At 54.7% G+C, this 10,915-nt stretch carries 13 protein-coding genes and 1 pseudogene; 4 read left to right on the top strand and 10 right to left on the bottom strand.

Annotated features, from left to right (window positions below):
- From Q7O77_RS09350 to Q7O77_RS09315, 8 genes and pseudogenes are all read right to left on the bottom strand, one after another.
- Positions 1-494, bottom strand: a pseudogene (locus Q7O77_RS09350) (glutathione S-transferase N-terminal domain-containing protein); the annotation flags it as partial.
- Between the two features lie 153 nt (positions 495-647).
- Positions 648-1,043 carry a DoxX family protein gene (locus Q7O77_RS09345; protein ID WP_094118246.1) on the bottom strand — a complete coding sequence of 132 codons (396 nt, stop codon included), beginning with the start codon at positions 1,041-1,043 and terminating at the stop codon, positions 648-650.
- A gap of 224 nt (positions 1,044-1,267) precedes the next feature.
- Positions 1,268-1,555: a YqjK-like family protein gene (locus Q7O77_RS09340; RefSeq protein WP_304166150.1), complete on the bottom strand. Its 288-nt coding sequence runs from the start codon at positions 1,553-1,555 to the stop codon at positions 1,268-1,270.
- Complete coding sequence (locus tag Q7O77_RS09335; protein ID WP_304166147.1) at positions 1,552-1,947, bottom strand: phage holin family protein; 396 nt, start codon at positions 1,945-1,947, stop codon at positions 1,552-1,554. Before Q7O77_RS09335 ends, Q7O77_RS09340 begins: the two co-directional genes overlap by 4 nt.
- A 5-nt stretch (positions 1,948-1,952) precedes the next feature.
- Positions 1,953-2,261, bottom strand: a complete 309-nt coding sequence (locus Q7O77_RS09330; RefSeq protein WP_026742057.1) for a YqjD family protein — start codon at positions 2,259-2,261, stop codon at positions 1,953-1,955.
- A gap of 140 nt (positions 2,262-2,401) precedes the next feature.
- Entirely contained in the window at positions 2,402-2,776 is a 375-nt protein-coding gene (mzrA, locus tag Q7O77_RS09325; RefSeq protein ID WP_304166143.1) for an EnvZ/OmpR regulon moderator MzrA, read from the bottom strand.
- A 3-nt stretch (positions 2,777-2,779) separates the two neighbouring features.
- On the bottom strand, positions 2,780-3,454 hold the full coding sequence (locus Q7O77_RS09320; protein WP_304166141.1) for a DedA family protein: 675 nt from the start codon (positions 3,452-3,454) through the stop codon (positions 2,780-2,782).
- Between the two features lie 636 nt (positions 3,455-4,090).
- Positions 4,091-5,044, bottom strand: coding sequence for a TerC family protein (locus Q7O77_RS09315; RefSeq protein ID WP_304166139.1), 954 nt, complete (start codon positions 5,042-5,044; stop codon positions 4,091-4,093).
- Between the two features lie 384 nt (positions 5,045-5,428).
- Here Q7O77_RS09315 and rlmG point away from each other — a divergent pair, with 384 nt between their 5' ends.
- The 4 genes from rlmG to Q7O77_RS09295 all read left to right on the top strand — a co-directional run bounded on the left by rlmG (position 5,429) and on the right by Q7O77_RS09295 (position 8,262).
- A complete protein-coding gene (rlmG, locus tag Q7O77_RS09310) occupies positions 5,429-6,571 on the top strand; it encodes a 23S rRNA (guanine(1835)-N(2))-methyltransferase RlmG (protein WP_304166137.1) in 1,143 nt (380 codons plus the stop codon).
- Positions 6,572-6,665: 94 nt separating this feature from the next.
- A complete protein-coding gene (locus tag Q7O77_RS09305; RefSeq protein WP_304166136.1) occupies positions 6,666-6,962 on the top strand; it encodes a hypothetical protein in 297 nt (98 codons plus the stop codon).
- A 249-nt stretch (positions 6,963-7,211) separates the two neighbouring features.
- A complete protein-coding gene (gene spy / locus Q7O77_RS09300) occupies positions 7,212-7,703 on the top strand; it encodes an ATP-independent periplasmic protein-refolding chaperone Spy (RefSeq protein WP_304166133.1) in 492 nt (163 codons plus the stop codon).
- 196 nt (positions 7,704-7,899) lie between these two features.
- Positions 7,900-8,262, top strand: a complete 363-nt coding sequence (locus tag Q7O77_RS09295) for a DUF305 domain-containing protein (RefSeq protein ID WP_304166157.1) — start codon at positions 7,900-7,902, stop codon at positions 8,260-8,262.
- 48 nt (positions 8,263-8,310) lie between these two features.
- Here the strand turns inward: Q7O77_RS09295 and Q7O77_RS09290 are convergent, their stop codons facing one another.
- Both Q7O77_RS09290 and Q7O77_RS09285 read right to left on the bottom strand, forming a co-directional pair.
- A complete protein-coding gene (locus Q7O77_RS09290) occupies positions 8,311-9,261 on the bottom strand; it encodes a spore coat protein U domain-containing protein (protein WP_304166130.1) in 951 nt (316 codons plus the stop codon).
- Position 9,262: 1 nt separating this feature from the next.
- Positions 9,263-10,915, bottom strand: a 1,653-nt coding sequence (locus tag Q7O77_RS09285) for a fimbria/pilus outer membrane usher protein (protein ID WP_304166127.1), incomplete at its 5' end; no start/stop codon positions are given.

Raw genomic sequence — 10,915 nt, 5'->3', positions numbered from 1 at the left:
GCCCCCACGTCGTCAAACGCGCTGTTCAGCATGCGGATAATATCCGCCGACTCGTTACTGACGATGGTTTGTTGCTGCGTGTCCCACAACACCGGCACGGTCACGCGGCCGCTGTAGTCTGGTTTGGCGTGCAGGTATAGCTGATAAAGGTAGCTGTGTTGATAGAGTCTGTCGCCGGTGGTTGCCGGGAAATCGGTCGCGAACGTCCAGCCGTGTTCCAGCATCAGAGGATGCACCACCGAGACGCCGATGTGCGTTTCTAATCCCTTCAGTTTGCGTAGCAGCAGAGCTCGGTGCGCCCACGGACAGGCAAGCGAAACGTACAGGTGATAGCGCCCAGGCTCTGCGCGGAATCCGCCTTCGCCGCTGGGGCCGGGGCGGCCATCAGGCGTCACCCAATGGCGGAATGAGGTTTGCGGGCGCTGAAAATGTCCGCCCGTCGACGAGGTGTCATACCAGATGTCGTGCCATTGCCCTTCAACTAATTGTCCCATCGTGCTCTCCTCCCCAAAGTGGTATCGCGCTGAACGCCAGGTTATATCGGCTATTTCTTGAGTTCCACCCGCCTGCGCGGAGCGGTTTGATGGCCGTGTCGTTGAGCTTCCACACGGCCGGTTGGAATCAGTACAGCATGCCTGTATCGGGTATTACCACTGCTTATTCAGCAGGCGGTCGAGGCTGAAAGCGCCGGGACCGGTCACGAACAGCAGCAGATAACCGCCGGTGATGGACAGGTTTTTCATAAACATCAGCTCATTACCTGCCTGTGCAAAGTCGTGGTGGAAAATAAGCGCGGTAAGCAGCGTAAATATCGCTGTCGAAATCGCGACGGTGCGAGTGAGGAAACCAAAGAGAATGGCCAGCCCGCCCCCCAGCTCCAGAAGAATCGTCAGGGGCAGCAATGCGCCAGGGACACCCATCGCCTGCATATATTGCTGGGTGCCGGCATAGGCGTCGCCCAGCTTGCCGTAACCGGCGTAAATGAACAGTATTGGCATCAGGATACGGGCAACTAATATCAGGACATTGTCTGATTTTTTCATCAACTCTCTCTCCGGTCGGCATCGTGCGATTCAGCACGCTCATGATGATTAACTATCAATAATTAATCGAATTTTTAGCCGTGTGTGACGGTTGAGGATGATATTAGAGGGGGAGGGGAAAGTAAGACAGCAAGTAAAATTGTCTTTTTTGTTCAATTAAATTGATTTCAAGGTGAAGGCATAAAAAAGCCATACCTGAGAGGGTATGGCTACGTCTTTATGAGCTAGGGGCGTGGGAGAATGTTACGGACCAGCTTTATCGCGCCCCAAACGCCTGCGGCCTTACGGGCGACCTTCAGCAGACGGCCGGGGCGTCGGAGACTGACGACGGCGACAAGCCCAGCGCCAGCCATCAGATAATGACGCATGCCGACGAGTTTTTGCCAATAGCGATCGCACGGTTCAGTCGCTTCAAGCCACTGCCTTTTTTCCGAGACCAGTTCAATGCGTTGCTGGTGGATGAGGCTCACCAGTCGCGCTTTTTCCTGTGCCAGATACCGTTTACGGCTCACTTCAGCTTTTCCTCCAGCAGCGCCCGATCGTTAGCCAGCTCTTTGCGGGTCTCTTTCAGCAGCGTGGTGCGACGTGCGCGCAACAGTGCCCAGAGACCACCGATAACCGCCAGTCCCAGCAGGATGCCGGTTATCCAGCAGAGCCCTAGCAGGCGATACTCAGGTTCCAGGCTCCAAATCACCAGTGCAATCAGACACATCAGACCAAAAGTGGTGAATATCAGGGTTAGCCCTACCAAAAGCAGCAGCTGGACCAGATTACTCTTCTCTTGTTCAAGCTCGACGACGGCGAGCTTGACCCGCGTTTCAACCATTCCCGCGAGCAGGGTGATGATGCGTTTCACCGTTGCGACGCAGGCGATGGCGGGGCCTTGGCGTTCTTGATTACTCATAGCGATTAACGACGTGCGAGCAGAATGCCGACGACGAGGCCGACGGCCGCGCCAATTCCAACGCCAGCCCAGGGTTTTTCACGAATATAATCTTCAGCCTGTCCGGTCGCTTCACGCGTGTGAGCTTTGATGCGTTCACCGGTTTCATTCAGGCGTGAACGGGATTCTTGCAGGACGCCTTCCGCTTTTTCGCGCAGTTTTTCCAGGTCACCTTTGGATTTTTCGCTGGAGCTACGCAGCACTTCTTCGAGCGTGTCGCCCAGAGATCGTAATTCTTCACGCAGTTGCTGTTCTGAATTGGATTCACGAGACATAGCAAAACTCCCTAATGTTATGAAAGCTGATATTCAACTATAGACGATATTTCTATTGGCGTGCGGTAACCCTTTGCGTCGATTGCGATAAATGCGCCGCAACGGTGGAAAAGGGGACGCGGTGAGATAACCCCGAGGGATTATCCCAAATGAGACGATGGCGGTGGGGAGTACTTCTGCGCGGGCTGGCCGCTTTTCGCTATCTGAGTCACGACATTGACCTGCGGCAGCACCGTACGCAGCACATCGCGCGCGTCTCGGCTTTGTTCCGGACAAGACAGTCGCACCACGATGCTGTCCTGCGCGGGGATAATGCTTTCAATACCAATGCCGCGCTCACTGAGGCGTTGGTAAATATAGAATCCATCCGGAAGCGCGGCGCCCTGACGCTGCGGGCTGATATGCAGCGTGACTTCATCGGGCGTATGGCGGGATGACGTGACCATGATAATGACGGGCAACAGCATCAACAGTAGACGCCAGACGGGCTTGTTTTTCAGCCAGCGGCTCACCATGTCTTAATGTCCTTTTCCACTATTAACGGCGCGCTTCTTGCGCCAGAGTACAACCAATGATCCCACTAATCCGACGCAGAGCAATACCAGCGGCAACATCATCAGGAAAAACATCAGCTGGCCTTCGTACTTGCGAAAGACCGGCGTATTTCCCAGCGCATAGCCGAGAGAAACCAAAATGATGACCCACAGGAAAGCGCTCATCCAGTTAAAGAACTGGAAGCGGGCGTTATTCAGCCCGGAGAGCCCGGCGATCGTGGGCAACAGCGTCCGGATAAAAGCCAGGAAACGCGCAATCAGCAATGCCGACAGGCCGTGACGGTGGAACAACTGGTGCGCTCTTTGGTGGTAATGCACCGGCAGGTGAGAAAGCCAACTTTGCACCAGCTTCGTATTACCGAGCCACTTGCCTTGCAGATAGCTCATCCAGCATCCCAGGCTTGCCGCCGTGGTCAACAGAGCGATGGTAAAAGGGTAGTTCATGGTGCCTTTGGCGATGAGGACGCCGACGAGAATCAGCAGACTGTCGCCGGGTAGAAAGGCGGCGGGCAGCAAACCGTTTTCCAGAACGAGGATCAGGAACAGTAGCCCGTAAATCGTCCAGACCAGCTTGGGGTTGGCGAGAATGTCGAAGTTTTGGTGCCAGAGTGCGTTAAGAAGCTCTTTAATCATTTCCATCTGGTATTCCTGTACTGCGGCATGGGGAGAAATTCTCTGCCCCCAATGAACGGCAATAGGTCACTGTAAGTTTCAAATCCTGCTGGTATCGCGTGATTTTGCGCCAAAAGGGCTTCTTTCGGCGAGAAGCAGGTTTAGCCTAATGCATCGGCAAGGAAACGTTGCTCGATGACGCGTTATTTATTGATTTTATTATTCGAACGACCCCAGGCAGGAATGCCTGAATCGACGACGGCAATACAGAGGATGGTCATCGCAGCCGTAGAATGATGGCGCGTTAAAATGACTGACATCCTGTTTCAGGGGTTTTGCCCAATCTGCTACCGATAAACATAAAAAAACGCCATAACTGTAACAAAATAGGTAGGGCTGAGATAGGGAAATATCAGCGATAAAAGTCAGATAATTCGCGGTTTTAGCCGCGATAATCGTGGATACAGTCATATTTTACACTTACTGACAGAAATCGACGTTTTATGACCTTTTTTTCCTATTGTTGCGATGATGTACGGCCGGCAAAAAGACCATAAACAGGCACAGTATAGACAAGCCTGGCGATAATATTAAAAAAGAGAACGCCCGGTAAGGTATTTACCGGGCGTTGTGTTCAGGGCCGTAAAAATGATGTCGACGAGGTTAGCGTGCCGCTCGTCGATTGACCCAAATATTGATCAGTATGGTCACCAACAGTATTGCCGCCACGATGCCGAGCGACAACGATACCGGGATATGGAAGAGATCGATCAGCATCATTTTGACCCCGATGAAGATCAAGATCACCGCCAGACCGTACTTCAGCAGTGAGAACTTCTCAGCCACGCCGGACAACAGGAAGTACATGGCGCGAAGTCCCAGAATGGCAAAGAGGTTGGAGGTCAGTACGATAAAGGGATCTGTCGTCACCGCGAAGATCGCCGGGATACTGTCCACCGCGAAAATCACGTCGCTGATTTCCACCATGATCAGCACCAGGAACAGCGGCGTGGCATAAAGCACGCCGTTCTGGCGGCTGAAGAAACGCTCGCCTTGCAGGGTGTCAGTCATCCGCAGATGTTTGCGCAGCCAGCGTACCACCGGCTTGTCGCCGACCGCCGCGTCGTCTTCTTTCGCCATCGCCATTTTGACGCCGGTAAACAGCAAGAATGCGCCGAAGATATACAGCAACCACTGGAACTGCGTGACCAGCCAACTGCCCGCGAACACCATGATGGTGCGCAGCACGATGGCGCCCAGGACACCGAAAATCAGCACGCGGCGCTGATACTGCGCGGGGATGGAGAAGTAACTGAACAGCATCAGCCAGACGAAGACGTTATCGACCGCCAGCGCTTTTTCAATCAGATACCCGGTAAAGAAGGCCAGCGCTTGTGCGTCGGCTATCTCGCGTCCCATCGTGCTGTTGAGATACCACCAGAAACCGGCGTTGAACAGCACGGCCATCGTGATCCACACGATGGACCAACTGGCCGCCTGCTTGAATGTCATGACCGTCGACCCTTTTTTCCCCTGAGAGAAAAGGTCGATAGCCAGCATGACCACTACAATGGCAGCAAAGCTGCCCCATAACCACGGTGTGCCTATGGAAGCCATAGTTCATATCCTTAAAGTGTGAAAACAAAACGGCCCACGTCGTAAGGCGTGGGCCGTTTGTGCACATTATTCACAAATGGACCTCGCCTTCCGGCAAGGTCTCACTTACAACTTAATGTGCGTACGCATTAAGGTTGCCCGGTAACCGAGTGCAAGTGCACTGTAATGACGACTGACCGGCGAAGAAGTTACTCCCCTTTGCGTGACTAAAGATAGGTGAAATATTGACCCCGGTCAAACCGATATCGCCCGTTGTCCGATGGAGCACAGCTACGCCGTCCCCCGCTGTATTCGACTGATAAAAAACCAATGTGAGAAAAGCATTTACTGCCGCGTTCTTTTAGGGGATAAACAGCGCAAATTTGCATTTTAACAGGAGAGGCTATGAGCCAACTCGATCTGGAAACGAGCACCTTAACGCTGGTGCGCTATCCCCTTTCGGCTCAGGAGACCGCACTGCAGGCCTGGGAAGCGGCCGACGAATATCTGTTGCGCGAACTGGCGGACATGCCGTTAGGCGACGGACCCCGACTGATTTTCAATGATGCGTTCGGCGCGCTGGCCTGTGGATTGCAGGCGCAATCGCCTTGCTGCATCAGCGATTCGTACCTCAGCCAGCTGGCGACACGGCATAATTTGGCGCAGAACGGTTTTGACGTCGAGGGGGTCACGCTGCTGGATAGCCTGTCCGATCTGCCCGCCTCTCCGGCGCTGGTCGTGATTAAAGTCCCGAAGACGCTGGCGCTGTTGGAACACCAACTGCGGATGCTCAGTCACGTGGTGACGCCGCAGACGGTCGTCATTGCCGGGGCGAAGGCGCGCGACATTCATACCTCGACGCTCGCGTTGTTCGAACAGATTCTGGGCCCGACGAAGACGTCTCTGGCCTGGAAAAAAGCGCGTTTGATTCATTGCCAGCCTGACGGTCGGGAACCGAGTGACCGCCTGCCGCTGACGGAATGGCCGGTGCCTGAAAATGGTTTCCAGATAGCTAACCACGCCAATGTCTTTGCGCGCGGCGGGCTGGATATCGGCGCGCGACTCTTTATGCAGCATTTACCGCAAGAGTTGGAAGGCAAGGTGGTCGATCTGGGCTGCGGCAACGGTGTCGTGGGACTGACGGCCCTTGATCTGAATCCTCAGGCCACCATCAGCTTCCTGGATGAGTCTTATATGGCGGTGGCTTCGAGCCGGAAGAACGTGGAGCTGAATCGACCACAGGATCTTGACCGCTGCGAGTTTGCGGTCAATAACTCGCTGGCCGGGATCGCCGACGGGAGTCTTCAGGCTGTGCTGTGCAACCCGCCGTTTCATCAGCAGCAGGCGATCTCGGGCGATATCGCCTGGCAGATGTTCACCGATGCGAAGCGTTGTCTCAGCGTCGGTGGGGAACTGCGGATTATCGGAAATCGCCACCTGAACTATTTTCAGAAGCTCAAGCGTATGTTTGGCAATTGCGAAACCATTGCCAGCAATCCGAAATTTGTCGTGCTGCGCGCCATCAAAAGCGCCGCTAAACGCCGCTAGTCTGATTTAACGTAGCCTAAACCTGAATGGGGCGATTTGTGGTCAAGTGAGACTGTCATTATAATTCGCTGGATATTCAGGCAAAGGAATCTCTATGTGTATTGATGAGTGGGAAGCGCGACTGGACAGCGCGCTGCAGGCGCTGGAGTCCAGCGTGCAGCAACAACAGCAGCGTTGGCACGAGCACGTTCAACAGCTCAATGCGCAGTTGATGCTGGCCCGGGAGCAGGAAGCGGAACTGAGAGAGCAGATAGAAACGCTGGTGGCGCGGATGAATTCGGTTAGCGCTTCGCCGGAACGAAACCCTCTGTTGCAGAAGGTCAATGTCATCCGTACTCATATCGATGCGCTGGCCAAAGACGCAGAGGCATTCTGTCAGTCTTTGCCCTGACAGGATAAAGGAGAGGCGTCAGGCGCTCTCCTTTATCCCCACTGTGTTTAAACTCCGCATTGCGCTGTTAATCTTCATGTTTGCTTACGTAATATTGTCGTTTTGCCCACAAATGGCGATATTTTCGCCGACGGTCCTTTCAAAGTTTTACCCTTACTCTCATTACCTTAAATTCCGTGACCTATACTCATCCCTGACAACGAATGATGAACAGCATTAATGCTGATAAACCAAATATGAGGGGAGTCTATGTCTAAATTAACCGCTATCGTGATTGCTTCCGCACTGGCGTTTGGCGCGGCTGGTTTTGCTAACGCACAGGACAGCAAACCGGCGGTGCCGCATGGCGAGCACATGATGAAACATCATGGACCGGGCGAAGGTAAGGAACATGGCATGATGTTCAAGGGCCTGAACCTGACCGCAGACCAGAAGCAGAAAATTCATGACATCATGGAGAGCGCTCGTAAAGATACGCCTCGTCCAGCGCCAGAAGATCGCACCGCAATGCATGACGTCATCGCAGCCGACAGCTTCGATGCGGCCAAAGCCGAAAGCCTGGTAGACAAGATGGAAGAGGCCAGCAAGGCGCGTACGCTGAAACATCTTGAAACGCAGAACAAGATTTATAACGTGCTGACGCCGGAACAGAAAAAACAGTTCAACGCGAACTTTGAAAAGCGTCTGGCGAAAGGCGAACACGCACCTAAGCCAGACCATGCGCCTAAAGCCGAACAATAATCATCGGCCCGTTAACCGCCGGAGTGGCTCTGACTGTCACCCGGCGGTTTTTTATCGTCTGTCGTCCCATCGTTTCTCCGTGTGACGACGATTTTTACGCGCTACCGTCGGCATTTCCGTGCGGTGCGTCTTGACCTTTCCCCCGATGAAAGGGGTATGTTTTCTCTTCCCCCCCACCATGATGAGGTAGCAGATGATGAAGCATCGTCACTGGCTGTTAGTTGGTTTTCTTCTGGCGCCGTTGAGCGTACTGGCGGCTGAAAGCACGCACGATGGAAACCACAAGACCCCGCATTCAACGGGTTTCGAGCAGGCTTATCAGCAAGATATGGAAAACATGCATCGCGATATGATGAAAAGCATGTCGACTCAGAATCCGGACGTCGCCTTTGCACAAGGCATGATCGCACACCATCAGGGCGCGATCGCGATGGCGAAGACACAGCTGAAATTCGGCAAAGATCCTGAGCTGCGTAAACTGGCGGAAGACATCATCAAGGCGCAGCAACCGGAGATCGAACAGATGCAAAAATGGCTGGAGCAGCATCCGGGCCAATAGTCGATGAGAGCAAGGCTGACCGGCTCTGGTCCGCCTTACTTTGCTCGACTAATAGGTCACGGTCACCGTTACCGTGTCGCTGTAAGATCCCGCGGGGACATTGCTCTGATTTGGATTGATCTTCGCGGTGTAGCTGATGCTTTGCGAATTTCCTGAGCCCGTGGCGCCGTAGTCATTATCGCTGGTCCACGCAGTGCCGTCCGATCGGTAGAACTGATATTGCAATGCGTAGGTCGAGCCGTTGATGAGCGCGTTCATCTGACGCCAGCTGCCGCTGCTGGCATTCAGGCTGGTGAGGTCGACGGTGTAGGTGGCGTTGCGCGTACACCGCACGCTGAGCGCATTGCTGATGGTGGCAAAACTGCTGGGAAGCGCCTGAGTGCCGAAATTCACGTCCGGCGCGCTGTCGATATAGCAGTCGTTGGTGACCACCATGGAGACCGGAACGACGGAGGCGTCTGTCCCCGTGGTATAGGCGCAGATACCTAAAACCCCGACAAAACAGATTTTGTAGTACCAGGACAGCGTGATGTTGTCGGTGTAAGTACCGGCGGCGACATTGGCGCCTGTCGACGTCCTTAGATAGATGGGCAAGGTGCCGTCGCTGGAATTGAACAGCCCTAACAATCCAAGCAGCGTGGTACTACTCCATTTGATGGTATCCCCAATCGGGTAGGTGGCGCTGCAGCCGGAGTCCTGGCAAATGGTATAGGGGATGTATTCACCGGTACTGGCGTTATACAACCGCGGCGTGGCGCCGGAGGCGTTGCTGGTAGACGCAATCGTGGCGGTCACGGTGTTGGTGCTGATCAGCGACAGCAGGCTACCGGAGCAGATGAACCCGCTGCCGGATTGCACCGTTTGCGCGCTGCTGGCGAGCGCAAACGAACTGATGGAGCCGAATGTCGAGCTGCTGGATGATGAGCTACAGCCTGCATAGGCCGTGGACAGGCCCGATATCCCCAACAACAGCATCATAAATAACCGAAACATAGTCATGTTATTGATCCTTCGAAGACGCGGTATCCGCCCTCGTTCCTGTAGCTGTACACACTTTCTCTCCCAGAATGGCGATGCCCGGCTTGTTGTCCGGTAAATCGAGATTCAATACACAGATGCCGCTGTCTGAACGCTGAACGCGCAGTTTGATATGCGGCGTCACCTGCTCCATGAACACCTGACCGTCATAGCCAACGATGGCGGTTTGTCCGCTGACGGTATCCGTGACGTAAGAGCCGACCGGCAGCGCCGCTTTTTTGTCGTCCACCAGATTGAGATTGACCGAATGAACCTGTCGGACGCTGAATCTCACCAGCGCGCCGCTGCCTTCCTTGACGGCAACGCGTCGTTCGGCCTCGGGGGCATCAATGCCCAAAGGGAGTTCCAGCGCATCGATTTCGACGCGAGCCGGATAATAGGCGCTAACCCAAGGCACAAGGATGTGACCGGTATTGCTAGTTGTGCCGACCTGCTGGTTTTCATATTTAACGGGAACATCGGGATAGCCGTCGGTGCTGACGACGATAAAGGCGTCGTTAATCTTGTTGGCCGCGAAAAACGTGTTGTCCATATACAGCACGGAACCGCTGAGATCGCCCCAGTAGTTGTAAGCGGAGGTCGTGCCGTACATGCCTGCCTGATAGGTTGCCCGCTGTGTTTTCCAGGTCAGGCTGGCCTGCTGATCGTGGTTGTCGCCGCCCGAGTAGGCGACGTTCCAGCCGATACCGCCGTCTGTCGGCGTGGTGCGCGTCATCGACACGCGCTCGGTGTATTCGCCTATCGAATTCTTCTGCACGCTGGCGGTTGCGGACATCCCGTTGTCCAGCGGAACGATCATTTGGAGGAGCGCGCCGTAGCCGTGGCTCCCGATGGTTTTATTCAAGGACAAATACATGCTGGCCTTGTCCCAAATCGACCAGCTGTAGGAGAGGTTGGCCAGACGAGTCCGGGTGTCGTCATAAGCGCGAATGTCGAAGTAGCCCAGCCCTAACGTGCCGTTGCCGCGTCCAAACGGCGCGGTACTTAAGGTCATCTGATCGGACTGTTTACTGAGATGGCCGCCACTGGAGGCCACGCTTAAATCCTGATAGTTGTTGCTGCGTTCGGCATGCTGCGCCGCGATGCCCATCGTATTCGCATAATAGGAGTAGCCGACGACGAATTGCTCGCCCTGACCGTTGTCCTGACTATGGCTGTAGGCGCTGCTCAGCGTGCCCCAATGGCCTATGGCGAGATCGCCGCCCACGCCGCCCAACAGCAGGTTTTCCGAGGTCTCCAGATGGCTCGACAGGGTTAGCCAGTCCGTCAGGCCGCGACGATAAATACCGCTGGCCGCCGCCTGACCGTAATCCGCATCTTTCACGCCATAGTTGCGGCGTAAAACCCCGAGAGACATATCGAAATCATCCAGCCCTTTGCGTAGCAGGGCGTTGGATACATAGAAGGGGACGCTGGTGGAAACTTGTCGACCCAGCGCATCGGTCGTGATGACCGTCGCTTCCCCCGCGCCATTGATATAGGGCACGTTGGTGAGCGTAAATGGGCCGGAATTCAACGAGGTGCTGCTGGCCTTGTAGCCATTGATAAACAGATCCACCGTACTCGGCAACGGATTCGCCCCGGCGTACTGAATCAACGGGTAGGTGACGATATC

Source organism: Lonsdalea britannica (genome assembly GCF_946477055.1).
Taxonomy (GTDB): domain Bacteria; phylum Pseudomonadota; class Gammaproteobacteria; order Enterobacterales; family Enterobacteriaceae; genus Lonsdalea; species Lonsdalea britannica_A.
This window is presented reverse-complemented; position numbering and strand designations above follow the sequence as displayed.